The 26,493-nt window shown below is 63.0% G+C and carries 20 protein-coding genes; 12 read left to right on the forward strand and 8 right to left on the reverse strand.

What is annotated here, in order from left to right:
* Positions 1 to 11 precede the first annotated feature (11 nt).
* The 4 genes from ACYQ14_RS12165 to ACYQ14_RS12180 all read left to right on the forward strand — a co-directional run bounded on the left by ACYQ14_RS12165 (position 12) and on the right by ACYQ14_RS12180 (position 7,771).
* Positions 12 to 2,357: a PD-(D/E)XK nuclease family protein gene (locus tag ACYQ14_RS12165; RefSeq protein WP_459888576.1), complete on the forward strand. Its 2,346-nt coding sequence runs from the start codon at positions 12 to 14 to the stop codon at positions 2,355 to 2,357.
* Positions 2,350 to 3,393, forward strand: coding sequence for a hypothetical protein (locus ACYQ14_RS12170; protein ID WP_459888578.1), 1,044 nt, complete (start codon positions 2,350 to 2,352; stop codon positions 3,391 to 3,393). Before ACYQ14_RS12165 ends, ACYQ14_RS12170 begins: the two co-directional genes overlap by 8 nt.
* Positions 3,386 to 7,201, forward strand: coding sequence for a UvrD-helicase domain-containing protein (locus ACYQ14_RS12175; RefSeq protein ID WP_459888581.1), 3,816 nt, complete (start codon positions 3,386 to 3,388; stop codon positions 7,199 to 7,201). The genes ACYQ14_RS12170 and ACYQ14_RS12175 overlap by 8 nt, the downstream gene beginning before the upstream one ends.
* Before the next feature lie 81 nt (positions 7,202 to 7,282).
* Positions 7,283 to 7,771: an 8-oxo-dGTP diphosphatase gene (locus ACYQ14_RS12180; RefSeq protein WP_459888583.1), complete on the forward strand. Its 489-nt coding sequence runs from the start codon at positions 7,283 to 7,285 to the stop codon at positions 7,769 to 7,771.
* A gap of 105 nt (positions 7,772 to 7,876) precedes the next feature.
* On the opposite strand, the gene ACYQ14_RS12185 is transcribed toward ACYQ14_RS12180, so the two are convergent.
* Positions 7,877 to 8,848, reverse strand: coding sequence for a quinone oxidoreductase family protein (locus ACYQ14_RS12185; protein WP_459888586.1), 972 nt, complete (start codon positions 8,846 to 8,848; stop codon positions 7,877 to 7,879).
* Positions 8,849 to 9,135: 287 nt separating this feature from the next.
* Between ACYQ14_RS12185 and proS the strand changes: the two genes are divergently transcribed.
* From proS to ACYQ14_RS12210, 5 genes are all read left to right on the forward strand, one after another.
* The gene (gene proS, locus ACYQ14_RS12190) at positions 9,136 to 10,623 is read left to right on the forward strand and encodes a proline--tRNA ligase (protein WP_459888588.1); all 1,488 of its coding nucleotides are present in this window, start codon (positions 9,136 to 9,138) and stop codon (positions 10,621 to 10,623) included.
* 441 nt (positions 10,624 to 11,064) lie between these two features.
* A complete protein-coding gene (gene gltB / locus ACYQ14_RS12195) occupies positions 11,065 to 15,615 on the forward strand; it encodes a glutamate synthase large subunit (RefSeq protein ID WP_459888590.1) in 4,551 nt (1,516 codons plus the stop codon).
* Between the two features lie 142 nt (positions 15,616 to 15,757).
* A complete protein-coding gene (locus tag ACYQ14_RS12200) occupies positions 15,758 to 15,979 on the forward strand; it encodes a hypothetical protein (RefSeq protein ID WP_459888592.1) in 222 nt (73 codons plus the stop codon).
* Between the two features lie 171 nt (positions 15,980 to 16,150).
* A complete protein-coding gene (locus ACYQ14_RS12205; protein WP_459888594.1) occupies positions 16,151 to 17,026 on the forward strand; it encodes an ABC transporter ATP-binding protein in 876 nt (291 codons plus the stop codon).
* A 1-nt stretch (position 17,027) separates the two neighbouring features.
* A complete protein-coding gene (locus ACYQ14_RS12210; protein WP_459888596.1) occupies positions 17,028 to 18,671 on the forward strand; it encodes an ABC transporter permease in 1,644 nt (547 codons plus the stop codon).
* Between the two features lie 41 nt (positions 18,672 to 18,712).
* Here the strand turns inward: ACYQ14_RS12210 and ACYQ14_RS12215 are convergent, their stop codons facing one another.
* The 3 genes from ACYQ14_RS12215 to ACYQ14_RS12225 form a co-directional block, all read right to left on the reverse strand.
* Complete coding sequence (locus ACYQ14_RS12215) at positions 18,713 to 19,576, reverse strand: SDR family oxidoreductase (protein WP_459888598.1); 864 nt, start codon at positions 19,574 to 19,576, stop codon at positions 18,713 to 18,715.
* Positions 19,577 to 19,667: 91 nt separating this feature from the next.
* Positions 19,668 to 20,279: a VOC family protein gene (locus ACYQ14_RS12220; protein ID WP_283835956.1), complete on the reverse strand. Its 612-nt coding sequence runs from the start codon at positions 20,277 to 20,279 to the stop codon at positions 19,668 to 19,670.
* A gap of 130 nt (positions 20,280 to 20,409) precedes the next feature.
* A complete protein-coding gene (locus ACYQ14_RS12225; RefSeq protein WP_459888600.1) occupies positions 20,410 to 20,823 on the reverse strand; it encodes a universal stress protein in 414 nt (137 codons plus the stop codon).
* 196 nt (positions 20,824 to 21,019) lie between these two features.
* Between ACYQ14_RS12225 and ACYQ14_RS12230 the strand changes: the two genes are divergently transcribed.
* Together ACYQ14_RS12230 and ACYQ14_RS12235 are read left to right on the forward strand one after the other, a co-directional pair.
* Positions 21,020 to 22,177 carry a thiamine pyrophosphate-dependent dehydrogenase E1 component subunit alpha gene (locus ACYQ14_RS12230; RefSeq protein ID WP_459888602.1) on the forward strand — a complete coding sequence of 386 codons (1,158 nt, stop codon included), beginning with the start codon at positions 21,020 to 21,022 and terminating at the stop codon, positions 22,175 to 22,177.
* Positions 22,178 to 22,277: 100 nt separating this feature from the next.
* Positions 22,278 to 22,769, forward strand: coding sequence for a hypothetical protein (locus ACYQ14_RS12235; protein WP_459888604.1), 492 nt, complete (start codon positions 22,278 to 22,280; stop codon positions 22,767 to 22,769).
* Between the two features lie 17 nt (positions 22,770 to 22,786).
* Here the strand turns inward: ACYQ14_RS12235 and ACYQ14_RS12240 are convergent, their stop codons facing one another.
* Positions 22,787 to 23,581 (reverse strand): helix-turn-helix transcriptional regulator, encoded by a 795-nt coding sequence (locus tag ACYQ14_RS12240; RefSeq protein ID WP_459888606.1) that lies wholly within the window; start codon positions 23,579 to 23,581, stop codon positions 22,787 to 22,789.
* 231 nt (positions 23,582 to 23,812) lie between these two features.
* Here ACYQ14_RS12240 and ACYQ14_RS12245 point away from each other — a divergent pair, with 231 nt between their 5' ends.
* Positions 23,813 to 24,805: a DMT family transporter gene (locus tag ACYQ14_RS12245; protein WP_459888608.1), complete on the forward strand. Its 993-nt coding sequence runs from the start codon at positions 23,813 to 23,815 to the stop codon at positions 24,803 to 24,805.
* A gap of 21 nt (positions 24,806 to 24,826) precedes the next feature.
* On the opposite strand, the gene ACYQ14_RS12250 is transcribed toward ACYQ14_RS12245, so the two are convergent.
* The 3 genes from ACYQ14_RS12250 to ACYQ14_RS12260 form a co-directional block, all read right to left on the reverse strand.
* Positions 24,827 to 25,204: a hypothetical protein gene (locus ACYQ14_RS12250; RefSeq protein ID WP_459888610.1), complete on the reverse strand. Its 378-nt coding sequence runs from the start codon at positions 25,202 to 25,204 to the stop codon at positions 24,827 to 24,829.
* Between the two features lie 95 nt (positions 25,205 to 25,299).
* Positions 25,300 to 25,854 carry a metal-dependent hydrolase gene (locus tag ACYQ14_RS12255; RefSeq protein WP_459888611.1) on the reverse strand — a complete coding sequence of 185 codons (555 nt, stop codon included), beginning with the start codon at positions 25,852 to 25,854 and terminating at the stop codon, positions 25,300 to 25,302.
* Positions 25,855 to 25,904: 50 nt separating this feature from the next.
* Complete coding sequence (locus ACYQ14_RS12260; protein ID WP_459888613.1) at positions 25,905 to 26,381, reverse strand: VOC family protein; 477 nt, start codon at positions 26,379 to 26,381, stop codon at positions 25,905 to 25,907.
* Between the last annotated feature and the right edge of the window lie 112 nt (positions 26,382 to 26,493).

The raw sequence follows: 26,493 nt of genomic DNA on the forward strand, positions 1-26,493 counted from the left end.
TAGACGAACCGATGGTCGGAACCACACCCACCCTCGAGGGAACGCTCGCGGTCTTGCCGACGCTTTCCAGCGACCTCCTCGAGCTCGTCGCAACCGAGTACGATGCCCTCTGTCGGGAACACGGGTCGGGTAACGTCCTCGTCTTGAAGCGCCATCCGACCGGACTCGAACGCGTTCGCGAGGCGCTCGCCCGCGAGCGCATGATCGCGGCCAACGGAAGGAGTGCGGACGAGAACAGTGCAGGCGAAAACCCCGTGACTACCGGTCCCCGGTCGCCGCGTCTGGAGTCGCTTCCCGAGCACGCCTCGAAGGTCCTCGAGGAGTACGATCCGACGCTCGACCGCCTCGAGTACGAAGAGCGGATCGAACTCATCTCGCTGGTTATCGACGGTGCAAGCCGGGACGTGCCGCCGTATCTCGAGCGGGCGGCCGACCACGAGAGCTTCGGCCGCGACGTCGGACAGCTGTTGCTCGAGGCGACGCGACAGCGGATCCGCCTCCGCCGCGACGAAGCTGATTCCGCCCGTTCCGATACGCAGATCCCACCCGAGGAGCTCCACGACTGCCTCGAGTTCCTCTACGCGATGAACGACCGGTTTCACGAGGAACTCGACGCTCGAGGATACGTCGAACGTGCCGACGTTGTCCCGAAGGCGGTCGACCTTCTCGAGGAGAACCGAGACGGCGTCCGCACCCGCATCACTTCGTCGTTCGACGCCGTGCTCGCGCTCGAATTCGAAGAGTTTCGCCATCTCGACCGACGGTACCTCGCCGCGCTCTCCCAGGACGCGACGCTCGTCTGTCTCGGCGAACCGCACGCGAGCACCGAGCGGACGCGGGTCGAACCCGGCTCGCTCGAGGAAATCGCCGACGGGCTCGAGGTCGAATACGTTTCCGAGCGGCGAGAGGCTGCATCTGATGGTGAGCCAGATACCACTTCCAACGCCCGTCCCCCACACCGCCTGATCACGAAATTTCTCGCAACGGGACGAACGGTTGGATCGGACGAGACACGAACCGAACCGGGGACCGCTCGACGCATCCGGGCTCGAACGCGTCGCGAGCAAGTCGATGCGGTCGCGACCGAGATCCAGTCGATCCGTGACCGACGGGACTCCCTTCGATACGACGACATCGCGGTCGCCGTCCCTCGAGTCGAACAGGTGCCCGAAACCCGAACGCGGCTTCGAGATGCGGCCATCCCAACGGCGACGATCGGCGTCCCTTCGCTCGCGGAGGATCCGGCGGTCAACGAACTCTACGCCTTCGTCACGCTCCAGTGTGCTCGTGAGGACGGGATGCTCCCCGCAGATTTTGGTGAGTCAGAGCTACCGCAGACCCGTCGTGACACTCGTCGAAACGAAACACGAACCGTCGCATACGATCGCCTTGAGGCCCGCGTCGACGGATTCTCCTCGGACCTGCTCGAGGAGTGTGCCGGCGCGAGCGTCTCGAGATCGGTCGAGCGCTGGGCCGTCCGAACGAACTTGAAAGATCGAATCTCGAACGAGGAGGAGTGGGTCGACGCCAGAGAACAGTTCGAAGGTATCCAGCGGGTGCTCGAAATCGCTCGTTTCGTCGAGGAGACCGACCTCGTCGGCCCCGACTGGGAGGGGCTTCGACGGATGCTCGAGCGGACGATCAGGTACGATGCGCCCCACGTCCACGCGGTCGACACCCGCGCTCCGACGGGCGGGGTGACGGTCTGTGCGATCGATGAACTGGCGTACGATCCACACGCCGTCGTCTTCCTGCTCGACGTGACCGAAGCGAACTATCCCGGCGACCCCGCACTCACGCAGCTGTTTCCGACGGCTTGGCTCCGCGAAATGTCTCACTACCCGGCCGTCACCGATCCCGACCCGCGGGAGCTCGAGCGAACCTTCGAGCCGGTTGCAGACGCGGAGTCCGTCACGAATCCCTTCGAGACCTATCACGCCCAGCGCGCTCGCAGACGATTGGCGATCGGCACACGAGCGGCGACTGAGCGTCTCTACTGCTGTTCGTACGAACGCGGCTCGGGCGGGCTCCGCCGAACGCACGACGAATCCCGCTATCTGAAACTCCTCGAGCGGGAACCGAACTGTTCGCTCGAGGACGTCGACGTGACGGGCAGAGAGGCGGCGATCTACGGCGAGTCGAACGCACTCGAGGCGCTGCTCGACCAGCCCCGCGGCGAACTCGCTCGCCTCCTGCGGGAGGCGAGCACGGGTGGCGACGCCGACCTCGCCGAGACCGAAGCGCTGCTCGAAGAGATCGCGCTCGTTCTCGCGGAAGGCGATATCGACGAGGAACTCGAGACCGCGGTCTACTCCCAGTTTGAGTTCGCCGCGGGGGAGGTGAGTCGCCGTGAGTGATCGACGGCTCTCGGTCGGCGCGCTCGAGTCGTATCTCCGCTGTCCTCGCCGGTACGAGTTCGCCCACGTCCAGGAGTTACACAGCGACGAGGCCGACTCGCCGTCGACGGATCGAGTCGATCTGCTCCGACGAGCTATTTGCGACGGTCTCCGGACCGGTGAAACCGATCCGGACCCCCTCGAAAACGCCGTCCTCGATCGCCTCTCGACGCTCTGGAGCGAGTACGACGAGCGGTTTCACTCGCGAGCGCAACGGGAGTTCGAACGTCGCGTACTCGACGCGACCGCGCGGGCGTACGTCGATGCGGTCGGGGCGGCCCACGCGTCGGGACTCGCCAAGCTTCGAAACACGGGCACGGCCGGAGAGCTGCTCGGTCCGGACCTCCCGCTGTCGTCGACGGTTTCCGTTTCGACATCGAGTTCGGCTCCGTCCGACGCCGACGATTCGCTTCGTTCCGTGGCTCTCGAGTCGGCCGTCGACTACGTCTACGGTGAAGGTTCTTCACTCGTGGGCGTCCGCTTCGTTCCGACGATCGACTCGCTCGGGCTCCTCCGATACCGGTCCTCGTGGGAAGGAGACGTCGAAACGCTGTTCGCGGACCACTTCGACCCCGACGACTCGACCTTCGAACCCGGACCGGTCGGCGCGCTCCTCGAGACGGCCGTCGTCCTCGACGGACTCCGCGAACTGTGCGATCGACTCGGCCTTGAGGGCCGAACCTGCCGGTACCTCCTGATTCCGCTGGCCGACCGATCCCAGAACTCGGTCAACTGGGTCAGCGAAACCGTCGAGACGACTGTCGAGGGGATCGATCTGACCGACATCTTCATCGACCACCACACGTTCGGAATGACGCACGAACACCGAAACGGGACGATCGAGAACCGACTTGCAACCGTCGTCGAACAACTCGTTTCCGGATCGTTCGACCCCTCGAGACAGTGGGACCAGATCGAATCCGAATCGTGCCCGGACTGTGGGTACGCGGTCTGTTGTCCCGAGTACCTCTCTCAGGAGGTGCGTTTCGATGGATGAGTCCCTCGAGCCGGAGATCGGTGATTCCGTCGGATCGGACGGATCAGATGCCTCTGATCCGAACGATCCAGACCCGCTCGAGCCGAAGGGCAATCAGCGAGCCGTCATCGAAAGTCAGAGCGCGTCGACCTCCGTCGACGCGGGTGCCGGAACCGGCAAAACGACGACGATGCTCATGCGGATCGAACGCGCTATCGGCCGCGGGGAGGTCGATCCCGAGAACGTGCTGGTACTGACCTTCGCGAACGAGGCCGCCTCGAGCATCCGCGAAGCCGTCACCGAACGGCTCGACCCCGAAGCCGCGGCGGCTATCGACGTCTACACTTACCACTCGTTCTGTTACCAGCTCGTCCGCGAGTACGCCTACTACCTCGGCCTCTCGCCGGACTTCGAAATCGTGACCGAACGCAAGCGACGGCGGATCGTCGGCCGGCTACTCGCCGAAACGGAGTACGACTTCGCGGCGGCTCCCGCTCGCGGCGACGGCTCCCCAGAGGACCTCGCCGACGCCGTCGACTGGTTCATCACGACGATGAGCCAGGAGAACGTCGGTCCCGAAACCCTCGAGTCCCAGCTCCCCGCGGTTCGCACGCTCGAGCTGTGTACCGAGTTCGTCCTCTGGCTCGAGGATCTCGCGACCGCCGAGTTTTCGTTCGACAACGAGGCGTTTCGGTTCTTCAACGATCCCGACCATCTCGAGGCCGCACGCGAATCGCTGATCGAGTACGGCAAGCTGGTCGGCTTCTGTCGCGAGAAAATCGCGGAAGCGCCGAGCGAGTTTCGAGCCGATTCCGTCGTTCGGACGATCGATCGATATCTCCGGGCGCTTCAGACGTGCGTGACCAACACGCTCGAGACACTCTCGCTCGAGGAACCGACGACGAAACACCTCCCGAGAGCCCTGTTTGGAAACGAAATCTGGGGCGATTCGACGGGTCGACTCGAGCAGACGCCGTTCGGTCGGTTGAAACACTACGTCGAGTTCCTGCGGCTCGCTCGACACTATACGGATGTCTACGCGGATTACCGGGAGACCTTGGCGAACGAGCACGCTGTCGACTTCGACGAACTCGTTCGAACGGCGACCGGACTACTCACCGACGAAGACGACTCGCGGCCGCCCGAGGGCGAGACCGGAACGAATTCCGTCGCCGACGAAATCGCGGGTCGCTGGGAACACGTCTACTGCGACGAGTTCCAGGATACCGACGAGACGCAGTTCAGACTCATTCGGTCGCTTACTTCAGGAACGGATCGTCCCGACCTGCTCGCCATCGGCGACAAGGATCAGGCGATCTACGGCTGGCGCGGCACCGATCGGAAGGGCCTCGACCGACTCGCCGACACCGACGACGATCACGAGTCGATCGAACTCGAGTTGAACTTTCGCTCGCGCCAGGAGATCCTCGATCTGACGAACCACTGTTCGTACGGCCCGCAGTCCTCGAAGACGCTCCGGGAGAACGACCGAACGATCGGTGAGTATGACGAGCCCGACCCGCCCCACCGGGTCCTGAAGGTCGAAAGCGATGAACTCCCCTGGTCGCCCCCGGAACAGGTCGGAAAAGCGACCTCCCGCTTGCTCAACGGCCAGTTCGAGAACGTCCCGCGGCGCTCGCTCGAGGACGTCGCGATCATTGTTCGAACGAACCGGCAGGCACAGGCCGTCGCCGACGAACTCGAGAACCTCCGGATTCCCTACGAGGTTTCCGGGTCGCCGCGAGGCGAGATTTCACCCGGTATCCGGACGGTCCTCTCGTATCTCCGCGTGCTGGTCGATCCGGATGCTGATTCCCATCTCCGGCGCGTGTTGCTCTACCGATATCGAATCCCCGAGTCGGACCTCGAGACGCTCGCTCGCCGCGACGGCTCGCTGTACGAGGCGTTGTTCGACCTCGAGTTCTCTGATAACGGTGACACCGACGGCGATCAGGGATCGGTCGACGCCCTCGACCGACTCGAGCGGGCCCGCGATCACCTCGCCGCGCTCGAGTCCATTCAGGACGTCTATCCCCTCTCGGAGTTCGTCCGTCGCTTCCGAGAGCGGACGAACCTCGAGTGGTTCCTGACCGCCGACGAGCGGACGGAACTCGAGCGGATCGATCGGTTCGTCGAGGCGTACGATGGGGACTCGGTGCTGGACCGGCTCACGCCGCGGTTCGTCGACGCACTCGAGCGAACGCTCCGCGGGAGCGAGTCGTCGTTCAGTCGCGGATCGCGGTCGGCTGATAGCGTCGACGTGATGACGGTCCACCAGGCAAAGGGACTCCAGTTCGATACCGTCCTCGTCCCCTTCCTCTCGGACGAGGAGTGGTGCGTCGACGGCGATTACGCCCGCCGAGATCGGTACCGGCTCCTCGAGGCGACGCTTGACGACGAAATCGACTCACCCCTGCTCGAGAACCTCGCGGCCGACCCGCTCGGCGAGGAGTGGCGCGTGTTACACGTCGCGCTCACTCGAGCCGAAAATCACCTGTTCGTGTTCGGGTCGGCGTACGAGTACGACGGCGATGAGACGCAGTTGTCCGTCTCTACGGCCGAGAGCTGTCTCGCCGACGAAATCGGGTGGTCCGTCGCGGGGAAACGAATGGATCTCTGGACGACGGTGACCGAGAGCTTCGAAACCGTTCGCGAGCAGTATCCGGAGACTGTCGTCGACTGTACCGAGACGCTTGGGTCCACCACACGGACGAATCCGGGAACGATCACCTACTACCAGGATTACGACGACCGGCGGATCGAACCGCTCGAGACGCGACAGGCCATCGAGACGGTTCACCAGCTTGGTCGACTACTTCGCGAAAACCGATTGCTTCCGGCCGCCGACGCCTCGAGCGTGCCCGGACTCGAGGACCGGTTCGACGTTCCGACGGATCGACAGGCGAGCGCGCTGACGACGGAGACGGTTCGGTTTCCCGTCGAGACGCTCTCGACCGTCTCCGAACTCGAGGCGACGATCCGACACAGTTACAGCGCGCTCGAAACCCACGAGACGTGTCCGCGAAAGCACTACCTCGATCACGTCGTTCGGGCGTTCGACGATCCCGACCGAACGCTCGCTCGAGACCTCGAGGCGTCGCCGACCGACTCGAGTTCGTCGGCGATGGACGGACGGGAACACGGCCGTCTCGTCGGCTCTCTCTTCCACGATGTCGCCGAGGAGGCGTTCCACCGCGGCTACGACACCGAGGACGCCTGGCGAGATGCGGCTATCAGACAGCTGACCGCCCGAAACGTTCCGGAGCACCGCGAGGCCGTTCTCGCCTGCATCGAGCGGTATTTCGAGGCCGAGTCGCCCGACTTCGACGACCCCGTCGCCGACTGGGAGCCCGTCGCGGCCGAACTCCCGTTCGTCCTCGAGAACGTTGCGGGCGTATCGGGTGATGTCGTTGGCTACGCCGATTCGGTGCGGCGAACGCCTACAGGAGAGCTGGTCGTCCTCGATTACAAGGCAACGGCCGAGCGGATCGATCCCGACGACGCCGTTCAACTATCGTTGTACGCTCGAGCGTGCGAGCAGGTGTTCGAGGACCCGATCGCCGCAGTGGGCTACGTATACGTCGGTGACGTCGACGGGCCGCGGGTGGACCTTATCGATCCAGACGAACTTCCCGCGTGGTCGACTGTTCGAGGGTCGCTCGAGTCCGTTGACGAGCCGGCGTTTACCGAAACGACGCCGGGCTCTCACTGTCGATTCTGCGCGCACCGCTCGCTGGGCTGTGGTCCCGACGAGTACGGGCTCGAGGGGGTAGACGAACCCGAAGAAGTCGGCTCGCTCGAAGTAGACGGCGGCAGTACCCCAGAGTGAATCGCATCGATGCGCTCGAGCGACGCGGTTTCACGCTCGAGCTGCGAGACACATTTGGTGGTAGGGAATCCACCGTTGAACATGATCGAAGCGACGCTCTGTTTCGTCGTTCGCGACGGCCGTGTACTACTGATCGAGAAACGCCGCGGACTCGGCGAAGGACTGTACAACGGCCCCGGCGGAAAACTCGAGGACGGCGAAACGCCTCGGGCGTGTGCGATTCGGGAAACGCGCGAGGAGGTGGGTATCGAGGTGTCGGAGCCGGAGAAGGCAGGAACACTCGAGTTCGTTCTCGACAAATCTCTCCACACGAAGTGTCACGTTTTTCGGACGGACTCGTTCGACGGCGAACCGACGATGACAGCGGAGGCGCGACCGGAGTGGTTCGCCATCGACGACGTTCCCTACGACAGGATGTGGGAGGACGACCGATACTGGCTTCCCGGCGTCCTCGAGGGCAAAACGGTGCGAGGCGAGTTCCGCTTTGCGGGCGGTGAGCCGCTCGACGAGGCCGAGTTCGTTGACTACGATCTCGAGTGGTCCGTCTCGTTCCCGGGAACGCACCGATGATCGATCACAGAATCGGTTCGCTGATCGTTTTTGCTCGATCGTCTTTCGAAAAGAGCGTCGCGCTCGGACTGTTTCGGATGGGCTGTTCTGCCCTTTCGAAACTCGCTACGGCGTTAGAACGACTTTGCCCGCACTCTTGCGATCCTCAATGTACTGGTGGGCCTCGGCCGCGTCCACGAGCGGGAACGAGTCGCCGACGATGACCTCGAGGTCCCCGGACGTAAGCCCCTCCGTGAGTTCGGGGACGGCCTTCATAATCTTGCTCGGGTCGTGGTAAGACGCCTGGCCGAGGTGAAAGCCGGAGACGGTTTTGTTCTCGAAGAGGAGCCGTCGATTCTGTGCTTCGGCCGGGACACCGCTGGCGACGCCGTAGGTGACGAGCCGACCGAAGTGTGAAAGCGCATCGAGGCTTCGGTCGAAGACGTCGTCGCCGACGCTTTCGAGGACGAGGTCGACGCCCTCGCCGTCGGTTTTCTCCTCGATCGGTTCTCTGAAGTCGACCTCCGTGTACTGGATCGGGTGATCACATCCCAGTTCTTCGGCGAGTTCGAGCTTTTCCTGCGTGCTCGCGGTTCCGAAGACCTCGGCACCGGCCTGGGAGGCGAGCTGTACCGCGGCCGTCCCGACGCCACCCGCCGCGGCCTGGATCAGCACCGATTCGCCCTCCTCGAGGCCGCCCCACTCGAACAGACAGGAGTGGGCGGTGAGAAACTGGACGGGAAAGCCGGCGGCCTCCTCGAAGCTCATGCCGTCCGGTATCGGAAACAGCATCTGTGCGTTCGCAGTCGCGTACTCTGCGTAGCCGCCGGTGTTGAGCATCGCGACGACGCGGTCGCCCTCCTCGAGGTCGACGCCTTCACCTGTGGCGTCGATCGTTCCGGCGGCTTCCATACCGGGCGTGTAAGGCGCGTCGGGACCGCCCGGGTAGACTCCGCGGCGTTGCATGATGTCCGCGAAGTTGATCCCGGCGGCTTCGACCTCGATGCGGACCTCGCCCGGTTCGGGCTCGGGTTTCTCCTCGTCGACGACCTCGAGTGCGTCACTTTCTCCGTACGCTGTTACCTCGATAGCTCGCATGGGCTACCATTTGTAACACAGTCGCATAAAAGGGCGAGAACTGATAAGAACCGGGCGGCCGTTTCTACTCGAGCGGTTGAAAATCAGGACCAGCCGCTTGGCTTCGAATGCGGATCAGTCCATCCCGGGCCGACTGGTACACTACGTGGAAATGATCTCGCCGACGGGAAGAACGAACAACGTTCGCGTATTCAAGATGGTCCATCCGGGGTGACTTCTCGAGTGGCTGTGACACTCCCCGACCCACCTTCGCATCGTTTAAGACCGCGCTGACTGCATGTCGTGGTATGAGCAACGAGAGTCAGGAACTCGGGATCACCGAGTCGAAATCGCACAAACCGGGCGAGTGGTACGCCGAAGTCGTCCAGAAGGCCGACATCGCCGACTACGCGCCGATGGGCGGATTCATCGTGACGAAGCCGCGTGGCTACGCCCTCTGGGAACGCCTGCAGGACGAACTCGACGGCTGGTTCAAAGAGACCGGCGTCGACAACGTCTACTTCCCGATGTTCATCCCCGAGTCCTTCTTAGAGCGCGAGAAGGATATCGTCGAAGGGTTCGACCCCGAAGTCGCCTGGGTCACCCACGGCGGCCACGACGAACTCGAGGAGCGACTCGCCGTCCGGCCGACCAGCGAGTCGATCATTGCGCCGTTCATGGCCGACTGGACCCGAAGCCACCGGGACCTGCCGCTTCGGCTCAACCAGTGGTGTTCGGTCGTTCGCTGGGAAGCGACTGAGACCAAGCCGTTCTTCCGGACGAAGGAGTTCATGTGGCAGGAGGGCCACACCGCCCACGCGACCGACGAGGGCGCGTGGGACGAAGTCTGGACCAGACTCGGGCAGTACGAGCGAGTGTACGAAGACGTGCTCGCAATCCCCGTGCTTCGCGGGAAAAAGCCCGAACACGACAAGTTCCCCGGCGCGGATACGACGACGACCGTCGAGGCGCTGATGCCCGACGGAAAGTCGGTTCAGGGCGGAACCAGTCACCACCTCGGACAGAGCTTCGCCGAGGCGTTCGACATCACCTTCGTCGACGAAGACGAGGAAGAACAGACCGCCTACACGACGTCGTGGGGACTCTCCTGGCGCGCACTCGGTGCTCTCATCATGACACACTCCGACGATCAGGGGCTCGTGCTTCCGCCGACGATCGCGCCGACGCAGGTCGTCATCGTCCCGATCTGGCAGGAAGATACCAAAGATAAAGTCCTACAGTACTCGTCCGAAATCGCCGCGGAACTCGAGGACGCCGGCGTTCGCGTCGAACTCGACGACCGGGACGAGCGAAATCCCGGCTTCAAGTTCAACGAACACGAACTCAACGGCGTTCCACTTCGACTCGAGATCGGCCCGAACGAGGTCGACGACGAGGAGGTTACGCTGGTTCACCGGCCCGACAACGAGAAGATCTTCGAGGATCGCTCCGGCATCGTCGATACCGTCGAATCGAACCTCGATACCGTCTACGACAAACTGTACGCGGCCGCCGAAGAGACCCTCGAGAACAACGTTCGCGAAGCGGACAGTCCCGAGGAGATCATGGGGACGATCGGCAAACACGGCGGCTACGTTCGAGTGCCGTGGTGTGGCGACCCGGCCTGCGAGGAGGCCATCAAGGAGAAGGTCTCGGCGGAAATCGTCATGCAGCCGTTGGCCGAAGAGGGCGGATCGACGACGGGCGTCCCGGAAACGCCCGAGGACGACGATGCGGAGTGTGCAGTATGTGGCGAATCTGCGGATCAGATCGCGTATTTCGCGAAATCGTACTAAATCGTTCGATTCGGTCGTTGACGCGTACTAACTCTTGCTTTTCGCGTGGGACCTGCCGTTCGATGAACTCGTGCCCGTCTGGTCGAACTCATCGCCATTCACCATTCTGTTCCTCACAACTGAGAAGAATGTCGTTTCCGTCAAAGAGTATGGAAAGTAGTACGATGACCGAGTCTTTTCTGCCCCCAGTAACCAATGCTAATCGTTGCTTGTTGTATATGAACACACCTAATCAATTAGCCCGCAACTCCTTGCCACCGGAAACCAACCCGAATACGTGGTGTTCGCTTGCCCAAGCGACCACTACGTGCCTCTGACACTTTTGTAGTAAATTCGATAGTCCAAACTGTGAATACAACACCTTATATCTGATTATATGTGTCTATAATACACCTAGTCATTATGGGTCAGCCTCTTATGGAAGACGCTCACAGTGGGGGTATGCCACAGCCACAAAGAGCATCATCCACCGACCGTTCACAGGGCCTTGCGGACCCTGCGGACGAGCGGTCGAACTGCGGTGTCGGCGTCGTGATGGACCTCGACGGTGCGGTCGGTCACGACATCGTCGCCGATGGACTCGAACTACTCGTCAATCTCGAACATCGCGGCACGACCGGTGCCGAGGAAAACACCGGTGACGGCGCCGGGATCATGTTACAGAAACCCGACGCCTTCTTCGATGCCGTTCTCGACGCTTCGCTTCCCGAAACCTACGCCGTCGGTTCGCTCTTTTTGCCACAGGACGACGACGCACGCGCCGCTCTCGTCGATATCGCCGAAGAGACGTTTGCTACCTACGACCTCGAGGTTCTCGAGTGGCGAGACGTCCCGACGAACAACGACGGACTCGGCGACACGGCGGTCGCGTCCGAACCCGACGTCTGGCAGGTCGCACTCGCCCCAGAAGGGGATCTCTCTCAGGAGGCGTTCGACCGCCGACTCTACGTCGTTCGGCGCGCGCTCGAAAATTCCATCGAGTCCGCCTCGATCGAAAACGCCGAGCGCTTTTACGTCTGCTCGCTCGATTCGAAGACCATCGTCTACAAGGGACTGTTGAAGGGCGAACAGGTCGAATCCTACTATCCGGATCTCAGCGACGAGCGTATCAAATCGAACTTCGTGATGGTCCACGAGCGTTTCTCAACGAACACGCTCGGGGCCTGGCATCTGGCTCACCCGTATCGAAACATCATCCACAACGGGGAGTTCAACACGATTCAGGGCAACATCAACTGGATGCGCGCCCGCGAGACGGACATCGAGAGCGATGTCGTCTCCGATATCGACGCCGTCAAGCCGATCATCGACGACCCCGACCAGTCCGATACCGCGAGCGTCGACAACGCGCTCGAACTCCTCATGCAGGACGGCCGCGATCTCGAGCACGCGCTCCGGATGCTCGTCCCCGAAGCCTGGCGCGGCGATGACTCGATGGATCAGGATCGGAAGGACTTCTACGATTTCCACGCCTCACTTGTCGAGCCGTGGGACGGACCCGCACTTGTCGCGGCGACCGACGGCGAACGCGTCGGTGCCGTTCTCGATCGGAACGGGCTCCGTCCGTGTCGGTACGACGTGACCACCGACAACCGGCTCATTATGGCCAGCGAGGCCGGCGCGCTCGAGACGAGTCCAGATGAAATCGCCGAGCGCGGTCGCCTCCAGCCCGGTCAGCTGTTCCTCGCCGATCCCAAGGAAGGCCGCGTGATTCCCGACGACGAAGTGTTCGAGGACCTCGTCGACGACCGCTACGGCGAGTGGGTCGCCGACGAACAGGTTTCGCTCGACGATATCGTTTCGACGGGCGATAAGACGCCCCAACAGCAGGTTTCAGATCTGCGTAACTTCCAGGCCACCTTCGGCTACACGCACGACGAACTCGAGAACCTGATCGAGCCGATGACCAAGAAGGGCAAGGACCCGGTCGGCTCGATGGGCGACGACACGCCGCTGTCGGTGCTCACCGAGTTCAACCGCCCGCTGTTTTCGTACTTCAAACAGCTGTTCGCACAGGTCACCAATCCGCCGCTGGATTACATCCGCGAGGAGCTCGTCACCTCGATGGAGTCCCGGCTGGGCTACCAGCGCAACTTGCTCGACGAGTCGCCCGAACACGCCCGACAGCTCGTCCTCGACTCGCCGATTCTCACCGACGCGGAACTCGAGTCGGTTCGAGACTGCGAGGCAAACGGGATCACGTCGACGACGATCGACATCACCTACGAACCCGAAAGTGACGAGCCCGGTCCGGATCTCGAAGCGGCGATCGAACGCGTTCGCGAGGACGCCGTCGCGGCCATCGAGGACGGCTCCGACATTCTCGTCCTCTCCGATCGCGGCGTCGACGCCGAGTCGGCGGCGATCCCGAGCCTGCTCGCGACGGGTGCGGTGCACCACCACCTCGTTCGCAACGGTCTGCGCAATCATGTCGGACTCGTCGTCGAGTCCGCGGATCCGCGAACCGTCCACCACTTCGCGACGCTCGTCGGCTACGGGGCGGGCGCGATCAACCCGTACCTCGCCTACCAGACCATCGAGGACATCACGTCCGGTCCCGACGGCGCGGACACCGACGTGGCGATCGACGCCTACGTCGGCGCGGTCGAAGACGGCCTGCTCAAGATCATGGCCAAGATGGGTATCTCGACGGTCGAGAGCTACCAGGGAGCCCAGATCTTCGAGGCCGTCGGTCTCGATTCGGACCTCGTCGCGGAGTACTTCGCGGGCACCGAGAACCGAACCGAAGGGATCGGGCTCGCCGAGATCGAATCGGACGTCCGCGAACGCCACGAGACGGCCTTCGGCGACGACGAGTCCAAACTCGACCGTCAAGGTGAGTTCGAACACCGATCGAACGGGATCCACCACCAGTGGAACCCCGAGACCGTCGGCGCACTCCAACAATCGGTCCGCTCGAACGACTACGAGCGCTACCAAGAGTTCGCCGAACTGATCAACGACCAACAGACGGAGCTCCAGACCCTCCGTGGGTTGCTCGAGTTCGATTCCGATCGAGAGTCGATTCCGGTCGAAGATGTCGAACCTATCAAGGATATCGTCCAGCGATTCTCGACGGCCGCGATGAGTCTCGGGAGCCTCTCGCCGGAAGCCCACGAGAACAACTCCATCGCGATGAATCGCTTGGGTGCGAAGTCGAACTCCGGCGAGGGCGGCGAACCGCCCGAACGGTTCGACACCGAACGCGAGTGCAACGTCAAACAGGTGGCTTCCGGCCGGTTCGGCGTCACCTCGACGTACCTCTCGAGTGCGGACGAACTCCAGATCAAGATGGCCCAGGGATCCAAGCCCGGCGAGGGCGGTCACCTCCCCGGCGCGAAGGTCAACGAGATGATCGCTCACGTCCGCAAGTCCACGCCGGGCGTCGGCCTCATCTCGCCGCCGCCGCTTCACGATATCTACTCCATTGAGGACCTCAAACAGCTGATATTCGATCTCAAAGCGGCGAACGAGGACGCCGACATCAACGTCAAACTCGTCTCCGAAGCCGGTATCGGCACGGTCGCTGCGGGCGTCGCGAAGGCAAACGCCGACGTGGTCCACATTTCGGGCCACTCCGGCGGCACGGGTGCCTCGCCCCGAACCTCGATCAAGAGCGCCGGCCTCCCCTGGGAGCTCGGCCTCGCCGAAGCCAACCAGATGCTTCGGGAAACGGGACTGCGCGATCGGATTCGCGTCTCGACCGACGGCGGAATGAAGACGGGTCGCGACGTCGCCGTCGCCGCCCTGCTCGGCGCCGAGGAGTACATCTTCGGCACCGGTTCGCTCGTGACCAGTGGCTGCGTGATGGCCCGACAGTGTCACAAGAACACCTGTCCGGTCGGCGTCGCCACCCAGCGTGAGGACCTCCGGAAACGGTTCCCCGGCGAACCAGAACACGTCATCAACTACATGACGTTCATCGCCCAGGAACTGCGCGAGATCATGGCCGAACTCGGCTTCGAGACGGTCGACGAGATGGTCGGCCGCGTCGAGGTCCTCGCACAACGAACCGACGTCGAGCACCCGAAAGCTCGCAAGCTCGACCTCTCCGCACTGCTTGCCAACCCCGAGGGCGACGTCCGCCGGAAGATCCGCGAACAGGATCACGAACTCGAGGAGCAACTCGACCGCAAACTCATCGACGCGGGCGAGCAGGCGATCGAGAACGAGAAGCCGGTCACGCTCGCGACCGACGTGTCGAACGTCGACCGCGCCGTCGGTGCGATGCTCTCGAACCGCGTCACCGACCGCTACGGCGAAGCGGGACTGCCCGAGGACACGCTGACCGTCGACCTCGAGGGAACCGCCGGACAGAGTTTCGGCGCGTTCCTCGCAAGCGGCGTCTCGATGCACCTGAACGGCAGCGCGAACGACTACGTCGGCAAGGGACTTTCCGGCGGTAAGGTGACGATCCGGACGCCCGACTCCGCGACCTACGATCCGGCTCAGAACGTCGCCATCGGCAACGTCGCACTCTACGGCGCGACGGGCGGCGAACTCTACGTCAACGGCGTTGCAGGCGAGCGATTCGCCGTGCGAAACTCGGCGGCCAAGGCGGTCGTCGAAGGCGTCGGCGATCACGGCTGCGAGTACATGACCGGCGGCGTCGTCGCCGTGCTGGGCGAGACAGGCAAGAACTTCGCCGCCGGGATGTCCGGCGGCGTCGCCTACGTCTACGACCCCGACGAGGACTTCGACAACCGTGCCAACACCGGCATGGTGACCCTCCACGAAACGCTCGACGACGAGGACGAAGCGATGCTCCGCCGACTCGTCGAGAACCACGTCGCCTACACCGGCTCCGAGCGCGGGCGGGAACTGCTCGAGAACTGGGAACGCACCCTTGAGTCGTTCGTGAAGGTCATGCCCGACGCCTACCACGAGGCGATCACCGAGGAGGGCCGCGACGACGTTCGTGCCGAACTGCCGGCGACGCCCGAGAGTCCGGCCGAAGCCGAATCGGCGGGCTACGCGGCGAGCGACGACTGATCGGCGTTTTTGTTCTTGGATTGAACGTCAGTTGAATCGGCTCGTTGTCGTGTGAATTTGGTCCACTCGTGTCAGCGACTCTCGCAATCGAGGATGCGAACCCGCACATATTTCAACAAACAATATAGTATAGCTAATAACAATGTCGGGCATAAAAAGGAAGCTACTCACGAGAAAAGCATGGAATCACGGATGGCTCTTCCTTTCGAGCGCCCTATTAGCCGTTTTTCTCGGATCTGCGATTAGGGTTTTCGTCTTCCCCTTCGACTCCGAACTCGTTGAGTTCGTGCTCTATGTGGGAACCATCACGGCGCTCATCCTCTCTTTTGTATACGTGGCCGCTCACATCGACGAACGGATTTGACAGTGCTACGAGGCACGCTGTTTTTGTTTTCTGTCGTCGCGGGTTGCTGTTTTGTTCGCCGTCGTCTAATTCGGCGCTCGAGGTAGCCGTCGGTAGTCGTATACGCCAGTATGGGTGTCCTATTCATGATATTCACTAGCACTTATTTGTGTTCGCTATCTAACTCGATCAATGAATCTGCGATTGACGAACGTCGGCAAACGGTACGCCGAAGGCGTCTGGGGCGTCCGCGAAGTCGACCTCGAGTTGGGCGAGGGAATTCACGGACTGCTCGGGCCCAACGGAGCCGGCAAGTCGACGCTGATGCGGATCATCACGACCGTCTCCGAGCCGACCACCGGGAGCACCTACTGGAACGGAACCGATACCGGCGAGACGCCCGCTGCCGTCCGGGACGTGCTCGGCTACCTGCCACAGCAGTTCGGGGTCTACCCCGATCTGACCGCGGTGGAGTTCCTCGAGTACATCGCCGCGCTCCGCGGACTGGATCGGGAGACCGCCGACGCCCGGATCGAGGAACTGCTCGCGCTGACGAACCTCCAGCAGGTTCGAGACGACAAACTGCGGACGTTTTCGGGCGGCATGCGCCAGCGAGTCGGCATCGCACAGGCGCTGGTAAACGACCCGGAACTGCTGGTCGTCGACGAGCCCACGGTCGGCCTCGATCCGGAGGAACGGGTCAGGTTCCGAAACGTCCTCTCTTCGACCGCGAGCGATCGCGTCGTCCTTCTTTCGACCCACATCGTTCCGGACATCGAAGCGACGGCAACGACGGTCGCGCTGCTCGACGAGGGCGAACTCGTGACCCACACCGATCCGGAATCGCTCGTCGAGGCGACCAACGGCAAGGTCTACGAGTACGTCGTTTCCCGCGAGGACCTCGAGGACGTTCGACGCGAGTACCAGGTTTCGGGCACCGTCCAGCGAGCGGACGGCGTCAGCGTGCGGGTGATCGCCGACGAGCGACCAGCCCCCGACGCGACGACCGTAACCCCGACGCTCGAGGACGCCTACCTCGATCGGATCGAACGGCGCGGGGCGGCCTGATATGCGCGTAGGCGGACTATCCACTCGACGGGTGTACCACGTCGCTCGAGCGGACTTTCTCCAGCGGATTCGTTCCCGCCGGTTGCTCGTCGTGTTGGCCGCGATTGCGTACGTCGGTTACCTGGTCAACGTTGGAACCGTCGAAATCTTCTATCAGGACTCGAGCAACGAACAACTCTACCAGTACGCCGGCGAGCCGACGGCGGCGTACATCGGTCTCACCGCCGGCGTGACCGGCGCATCGATCCTGTTTCTCGCCGGCTACTACGTCCTCAGCGGATCGCTCGAGCGCGATCGGACGACCGGCGTCGAGCGTCTCGTCGGCAGTACGTCGACCACCGACCGAGAACTGCTACTCGGAAAGTGGTGCAGTCACGTCGGCTTCGTCGCCGTCCTGCTGGGAACGCTCGGGGCGGCCGCTCTGCTCAATCACCTCGTTCACGGGACCGGCTCGACCGACCCGCTCTGGATCCTCGGTCCGGTCTTCTTGCTCGGCTTTCCGATCGGCTGTCTCGTCGCCGGCGTGACGATCCTGTTTCAGTCCATCGACCGACTGCGCGGGACGATCGGAAACGTGGTGTACTTCTTCGGCGCCATGCTGCTCGCGGTCGCGGCGGTTCCGGCGGTGGGAGATCGAGCGCCGGCGGAGATCCCGCTCTGGGCCCGGATGACCGATACGATCGGACTGTTCGCACTGGGCGAACTGACCTACGACGCGGTTCTCGAAATCGAGTCGGGCTACGACGGGCTGGGCGTGGCGAACTTCGGCGCAGGGTCGGCCGGCGCGGAAGTCGTCAGGTTCCACTGGACTGGCGACTCGTGGCCGCTCTGGTTTTACGCGAATCGATTCGGACTGGTTCTGCTCGGCGCCGGGTTCGCGCTCGCTGCGGCCGTTCCGTACGACCGATTCTCGTCCGCCAGTTCCTCGAGCGGAACCGGTCTAGTCGATCGCTTCCGAGGAGTAGTTCCGTCCCTGGGATCGGCGACCGACGAGGCGAACGAAACGGTTCGGCGTCCGAACGAGACGACCTTGACGCCGGTAACGGACCGATCCGCTGGCGGCTTCGGCCGGCTCCTCCGCCAGGAGCTTCGGCTGTTCGTTCGGGGTCAACCGTGGTGGTGGTACGCCGGCGCGCTTCTGATCGGGTTTATCGGACTCACCGGATCGGCTCCCTCTGAAGTGATCGTCTCGGTCGCGGCGGTGTGGCCGATCTTCCTGTGGTCGTCGATGGGCGTTCGCACGCTCGAGAACCGCATGACGCCGTTTATCGTCTCCTCGAGACAGCCGTACGGACAGCTTCTCGCGGAGTGGACTGCCGGGGCGATCGTGACCGCGGCGTTTTTCGGCGTCGCGCTCTGGCCCATGGTCCTCGAAGGCGGCGTCGGTGGAATCGTGGTACTTCTCGGCGGCATTCTCTTCGTGCCGTCGCTCGCGCAGGCGATGGGCCTCTGGAGTCGAACGCGACGGCTGTTCGAGTTACTCTATCTCCTTCTCTGGTACGTCGGCCCGCTCAACGGCGTTCCGGCGCTTGACTTCGCGGGCGCGACCGCGGAAACGGCCGGGACGGCGACGCCACTGCTGTTCGGGGCGGTCGGCGTCGGTGCGCTAGTCGCGGCGCTGACCCACCGATACCGCCAGACTTGAGCCAGTTCTTCGGCTCGAGCCGTCGATCGGTGGACGGGATATCACTCCGAGCGACTGAACTCGGGATCGAACATCTGGGCCGACATCGGCGCTGGATCTCCTTCAGTGAGGTTGTATGCAGAAAAGTCCTCGAGACCGGCTTCCCGAAGCAGTTCCTCGTCGTAAACCGCGTTTCCGGTGTACGCTGCGGGGTCGCGACTGAGAATCTCGAGGGCGGTATCGGAGACGATCTCGGGCGTCCGCCAGTCGTCTTCTGTGCCGAGCCCGAAGTACCGCGTTGCGCGGGTGTCGATCGCGGTGACGGGCCAGAAGGCGTTACAGCCGACGTCGTGGTTTCCGAGTTCGCTCGCAAGCGAGAGTGTGAGGAAGGTCATGCCGAGTTTTGACCAGGCGTATGGAGCCTCGCCGGGCGCTCGGTCGACGGTGACCGGCGGCGCGTTGGTCAACAGCCACGAATTCTCGACCTCTTTGAGGTGCTCGAGGAAGGCTCGAGAAGTGAGATGCGTTCCGCGCACGTTCACGTCGGTGAGCAGGTCAAAGCGGTTTGCGGGGAGATCTTCGACGTTGGCGATCTGAATCGCGCTCGCGTTGTTGATGACGATGTTGACCTCGCCGAACTCGTCGATCGCTTGGTCGGCGGCGGCCTCGACCTCCTCTTCGTCGCGGACGTTCACCTGGATAGGCAGGGCGTCGACGCCGCGCTCGCGAGCTTCGCGGGCGGTTTGCTCGATCGTCCCCTCGAGGTCTCGGTCCTCGCCGTAATCGTCTTCCTCGCTCGTCTTTCCGGTCGAGACGATGTTACAGCCCTGTTCGGCGAGCGCCAGTGCGATTTCCTTGCCGATTCCTCGCGTCGTTCCGGTGATAAAAGCGGTTTGTCCGGACAGGTCTGGTTTCTCGAGTGCCATGGTACACTATTGCTCAGCACGACTATAAAACTTCAACCTAGTGGAGAATTGTCTTCGTCGTCAGTGGTAACGGCGAGGACGATGGACCGACTCAGATTCCCGCGCCGGTCGGCGCGTCCGGCAGATCCGCCGGTTCGGCGTCGAGGCCGAGTTCCTCGAGCGCGGCGGCCAGATGTTCGTCTTCGGCGAATTCGGAGCCGTCCTCCTCGCGGATGCGCTGGGTCGTCGCGAGCACTTCGGCGCGGCGGTCGTCCGGGATGTCGTACTTGTCGGCCGAGAGTTCGATCGTGAGGCCGTTGTGATCCCGCGTGTACAGCGAGTGGAAGATGCCCCGATCGAACTCGTTGTAACCGTACCGGGACTCCTCGAGCGCGTCGCGGATCTCGACGAACTCTTCGGCGTCGATAGAAAAGGAAAGGTGGTGGACTGAGCCGACCTGATTGCGAAGCGGTCGGTGATCTGACTGCCGGTCGTCGGTCACGAAGAAGGTGAGGATCCGCCCGTCGCCCGTGTCGAAAAACAGGTGCGTGGAGTTTGGATCGTCCAGGTTCGGTTGTCTAAGCACCAGCGGCATACCGAGCAGGTCGCGGTAGTATTCGATGGTGTCTTCCTCGTTACTTCCGATGAGCGTGATGTGGTCGGTTCCGGTGACGCTGATCGGACTCTTCGGCGGCGTCGCGGTGATCTCGGGTTCGTCGGTCATCGTTCGTGTTCGGCCTACGGGTGCCATCCGTATACCTGTAGTCCCTTACGCATGTTCGGGTCTCTGTACTCGCCCCAACGGGAGAACGGCACACTCGAGGAGTTGAAACTCCCATCGGGTGAGCCGAACGCTACCCGCCGCCGGTGACGACGACCGGCCGTTCCGTGTTGAGGATCGTCGACTGGGTCACGCTCCCGAAGACCGCTTTACCGACCGGGGAACGCTTTCTGCCGCCGAGGACGATCAGGTCGACGTCCCGGTCGTCGGCTTCGATGAGGATGTCTTCGGCCGCGTCGCCGCTATCCTCTGCAATCACGGTCTCGATATCCGCTTCCTCGAGGATCTCTTTCGCTCGACGCACCGACGCGACTCGAGTCGCGGTCTTGTACTGGCTGTACTCCTCGGGAATCTCGTCGTCGTCACCGAAGACGAACAGGAGGGTCGCTTCGATGTCGTCCGTTTCATGTGGAAGCGAAGCGACGTACTGCGCCTGCGCTCGAGCGCGGTCTTCGTCCGTATCGACAGGCACCAGAACCTGATACATGCCGTACGGTTCGGTTTCTGCAACTATAAAATCGACTCCGGGTTTCGAACCCACTCGAGTGGGTTCTCCCGCCGAGTAGCCCGACTCGCTCTCGTGGACCGGTCGACGGCGCTTCTGTTCGACCGGTCGGTCTCTCTGACTATCACTGTTCAGCACTCGATTTTAAGGTGGTTCACTGCCACCGTGGGAGTATCAGATGTCACGCGACGTGCTCGATCGGGACCCCGACGACCGTGTGCAGATTCTCGACCCGACCGGCGACGTGGTCGCGCCGGATCTCGTGCCCGATCTCGAGGCGGAGACGCTTCTCTCGATGTATCGGGATATGAAGTTCTGCCGGCGCTTTGACGAGCGGATGATCAGCCTCCAGCGACAGGGTCGGCTGGGGACCTACGCCTCGCTCGCGGGACAGGAGGGCTCTCAGATCGGGTCGACGTACGCACTCTCCGAGGAGGACATGCTCTCCTTTCAGTACCGCGAGCACGGAGCGATCGTCTCGCGGGACCTCCCCTGGGAGTACCTGCTGTACTGGATGGGCCACGAGGACGGCAACGCCGCCCTGACCGATCTGAACGTCTTCCCGCTGAACATCTCCATCGCCGGGCACATTCCCCACGCCGTCGGCTGGTCCTGGGCGGCCAAACTCAAGGGTGACGAGCGGGTGGGTGTCGTCCACTTCGGCGACGGGTCGACCTCCGAGGGCGACTTTCACGAGGCGATGAACTTCGCGGGCGTCTTCGACACGCCGACGGTCTTTCTGTGTCACAACAACCAGTGGGCGATTTCGGTCCCTCGAGAGCGCCAGACGGCCTCGAAGACGATCGCTCAGAAGGCACACGCCTACGGCTTCGACGGCGTGCAGGTCGACGGGATGGACCCGCTCGCGACCTACGTCGTGACGAAGGCCGCTCGAGAAAAGGCGCTCGGATCGGTCGAAGACGCCCCGGACGAACAGGGAGCCGAAGACGAGGACGACTCGAGCGAGCAGTTGCGACCGACACTCATCGAGGCGGTCCAGTACCGCTTTGGCGCGCACACGACCGCGGATGACCCGAGTGTCTACCGGGACGACGAGGAGGTCAAAGAGTGGCGCGAGCGGGATCCGATCGACCGGTTCGAACTCTACCTCCGGAACGAGGGGCTCATCGACAACGGTCACATCGAGTCCGTCGAAGCCGAAGTCGAGGAAACACTTGCGGAGCTACTCGAGCGGGCGGAAGACTACGAGGCGGATCCTCGAGCGATGTTCGAGTACACCTACGACGAGCCGACGCCGCGACTCGAGGCACAGCGCGAACAGCTCGAATCGCTCCGTTCGATCCACGGCGACGACGCGCTCCTCGAGGACGAATAGTGGACCTTCCCCGGCTACTGCAAGCTCGGTCTTAAAGCGTCAACTGGGACAGGCTAACCGCTTTGGGTCGCGTCTCGAAATCACCACGTAACAGCTCTCCATGCAACTCGAGCAATCAGCGACCGAAACCGGAACAGACACCGATTGGACCGATACGATTCCGAGCGCGTTCGACGCCAGAGTGCTCGGACTCGTCGTGATCCTCGCCGGACTCGCCGCCTCGGTGAACGTCCCCTACGGCGGCCTTCCGATGGCGGGCGTCGCGTTCGCGACGCTCACCGTTATCGGTGTCGTCGGCCACGTTCTCGGCGAGCGAAAACTGCGCCGGATCACCGACGGCCTCGCCGAGCGTTGGAGCCAGAAGGGGGTCGCGATCGAACGGGTTACCCGCTCCTCGAGCGGGATGCGGACCGAATGGACGCTCCACACGCCCGACGGTAACGTGACCGTCGGCGGCCTCGCACTCGCTCCGATGTCGCGGCTGTCAATCGAGTGGGAGGGAATCAGCGACTCGATGTCCGCGGGCGAGGCCGAAGACGACCTCGAGACGCTCGCGAGCGGACTGTATCGCGAAATCTTCGAACTTCCGTAGCTCTCCTTTCGGATCGATTACCCCTCGAGCATCGCTACCTCGAGCAGGTTCGATTCCTCCCAGTACCGCTCGTGGAGGTCTTCGCCCCACATGCGGACGTGCTGATTGTCGGTGTCGAGCGCCGCCTGCAACACGCCGTCGTCGTCGCGGACCATCAGACTCACCACGTCGTCGGCGACGGTCACGGCGTGGGGAACGCCGCCGTCGAAGACTCGAATCTCGGCCCGATCGGTCTCGAGCAACTCTCGAAGCCGCTCTCGGAGCGTCGCGTCGTCCGCGAGCGCGTCGATCGCCGTCGCCGAAAACACGCCCTCGAAGGTCTGGTCGTTCTCGAGCACCTCCCGACACACTGTCTCGAGACTCCGCTCGTTGAACGCGTAGGAGACGATTCGAACGCGGCTTGCACCCCGAATCGTTTCGGTCACTCGCCCGACCGGTGCCCCCGGCCTCGTCTGTGAGGGCGTTGTAATCGTCGCGTCCCGAAGCGCGAGGAGATCGAACGCCATCTCGTCTGTTGGCAACCATTCGACGACGTCTCGGAGCGTGAGTTCCGTCTCGACGATCTTCCGAAGATCCGTAAACCCGGCCGCGATAAGCCGTCCCGTCGCCGTCACGTCGTAGCCGTCGCTCGTTCGGGCGATCCAGTTTCGCTCATCGAAATCACGAAGGATACGCCCGAGCGTCGGCTGTGAAGCACCCGTCGCCTCCTCGAGTTCACGTCGTGTCGAGGACGACTCTCGCAACGCGTTCAACACCGCGACCCGATTCGGGGAGAGCGCGAGAAATTCGATCTCTTCGAGCGCGAGGTCCATACCCGTCGTTCGAACCGTTCCTCAAAGTATGTTTTGGGCCGTGAATAGATTTCACCCCGTGAACGACTGCACCGCTCGAAAGAGTAGCGCACCGCCCCATAGTTTCTTCCTGTGTAATAATTACTGAATTAACTTATGTGGCTCACGCCCTTCTGTTCTCACAAGAGATGATTACGGAACTGCTGACATTCGGTCGGTTCGAACGAGACGCCACGGAGGTGTCGAACTAACGTGTCTCGAGTCCGAACCCTCGTTCTATTCGCCCTCGCGAGCGTCTTCTTCGGCGGGACCTTCGTCGCGGCCAGAGCCGGGCAGGAGTTTATCCCACCGCTTTTGTTCGTCGCGCTTCGCTTCGACATCGCTGCGGTCCTGCTGATCGGCTACGCCGTCTTGACGACGCCTCGCGAGGATCTTGTCCCTACAACTCGAGGCGATATCGCCGGCATCCTCGCCGCCGGCGTCTTCGCCATCGGACTGGCGAACGGGCTCCTGTTCGTCGGTCAGGGTTACGTCACGAGCGCGGTCGGTTCGATCGTCTTCAGCCTCGTTCCGATCTTCTCGCCGTTGCTCGCCAGCGTGTTGCTTACCGACGAGCGCCTGACGGCGACGGGTGCTGTCGGCACCGCCGTCGGACTGGTCGGCGTCGCGATGGTGATCGGCATCGAGCCGGGAAACCTCCTCGGAGCCGCAAACGGCGGCACCGCGATCGTCCTCTTCGGCGCGATCAGCGGCGCGCTCGGTGCCGTCCTGATTCGACGCGCCGACGTGACGACCTCGAGTACCGTCCGGACCGCCTGGGCGCTCCCGGTGAGCGCGCTGATGCTCCACGCGATGAGCTTCGGTGCCGGCGAGTCCGTCGGCGCAATCGAGTGGACGACCGGTGCGATCGTCGCGCTCGTCTACGTGAGCGTCTTCGCCGGTGCAATCGCCTACATCGCCTACTTCGAACTCATCGACGAGGTCGGCGCGATCCGCTCGAGTCTCACCTTCTACGCCAGTCCGGTCTTCGCGACGCTCGGTGGCTGGCTCTTCCTGGGCGAACAGCTCTCGGGACTGGCCGTCGCCGGGTTCGCGGTCATCGTCGCTGGCTTTACGATCATCGGCTACCGGACGATCGTCACCTCGCTCGAGGGAACGGTGCTCCGGGTGGTCCACCGCGTTCCGCCGATCTACCTTCACGGTGATGACCGTCGGGACTCGAGGTTCGACACTGACAGCGACTAACGATGCTGATTGACCGCTCGTTCAGAGTACGTGACTTCGCAACGCTGCAACCGAATGCGGCCAGTCGTCCTCGAGTTCGACCAACGCGGCCTCGACTGTGGTTCGGTTCTCTCGCATCCACGCCTCTTCCTCGTCGAGTCTGTCCGACCACTCTGCGCGCGAGTCGATTTCGAAGTCCGCCGCGGTGTAGGTGTCGCCGTCGACGGGGACGGTGCCGTGAATATCGCCGCAGCTCGAACACCTCGTCGAGGCGATGATGAAGTACCGCTCGAGGCGGTCGACGACCGAGTCGTCGATCCCCTCTGGCGGTGTCGGTTTCTCGTCCGCGGATTCACAGTCATGACAGAGCGTCGTCCGGCTTCCCAACGGTTTCCCGCAGTTCAGGCAGCTGTTCACCATGGGTTCGCTGGCCTCCTTTTTGCGTAAAAACTCTTGTTCGAGCCGCTATTCGACCGGGCTCCTCCTCGAGTCACTTGAGCGGTGTTCTACTCGACCTACTCGAGCCACTCGGGCGTCCACTCCACGATCCGTCGGCGAACCGCCGCGTACCCCACTGAGAGCACCAGTCCGCCGACGATGACGGCACTGATCCATCCCTCGAAGACGAGCAGGCCCGGCACCGCGAGTGCGATCGCGAGAGCGGCGTCTTCCGGCGCGCCGTCGTATCTGATCCACCGCCGCGGACGGATCCACCGAGCACGGACGTGGTCGTACACTGCCCGATCGCTGCGATCGTTCCACGGGTCCATCTCGGGGCCGCCGCCCAGCGCGTCGCTCATCGCGTGGAGCCACGCGGCGACGGCGAACGCGGCGAGTGCGGCGGTCGCGGCCGTGGGAGCGAGCAGAGCGAGGGCGACGAAGCCGACCGCGGCGACGCTCCCCAGTACGGGCGCGTGAAGCGTTCGCCGGTGCTCGAGAACGAGGTCGAAGTCGGGGACGAGTCCGCCGCAGATGGCCCCGACCGCGAGCGGAACCGCGAGTTCGGGAACGGCGTAGGCGACCGGCGCGACGACTGCGAGCCCAGCGAACACGTGCGTCGTCGCCATCATATCCGTGCCTACGGGACCGGAGGGGAAAACTGTAGGCGAATCGCGGTTAGCTAGCTATCACTCGCCGAGTTCTCGGGTACCAGTCCCTTCTCGGCTAACTCCTCGAGCGCCCCCTCGGTCTTCTCGAGGTGGTCGATTCTCATCCCCTCCCGAACTGATTCGGCTTTCGTGAACTGGATCTCCTCGTAATCGACGACCTGCACGCGATTACCCCACGGATCTCGGAAGTCGAGCCCGCGCGTGTCGAGCACGTCGACATCGAACTCCTCGAGTCGCCGCTCGAGGGCTTCGGCGTCGTCGACCACCAGTCCGAAGTGGCGATGTTCGTCTTCGTTCGGCGTCTCGTGTTCTGATAACGCGATGAACTGGTCGCCCATGTCGATAAAGGCGCTCGTGTCGCCTCGACCGCGCAGTTCGAACTCGAAGAGGTCGCCGTAAAACTCGAGGGCGGCGTCGATGTCGCCCACCTCGAGGGCGACGTGGTTGATTCCGACGGGACGAACACGATCGGCGGGTGAGTCGGTCATCGTGTGGCTGAACGTCGTTGATGCTGATAACGTTAGGGACGATCTTGTTTTCGAGTCCGTGCTCAGTGTGGTGGTTTTTCATAGCCTGGATACGGTTCGTCGTCGATTTCGT

It is taken from the genome of Halostagnicola bangensis, from assembly GCF_054653435.1.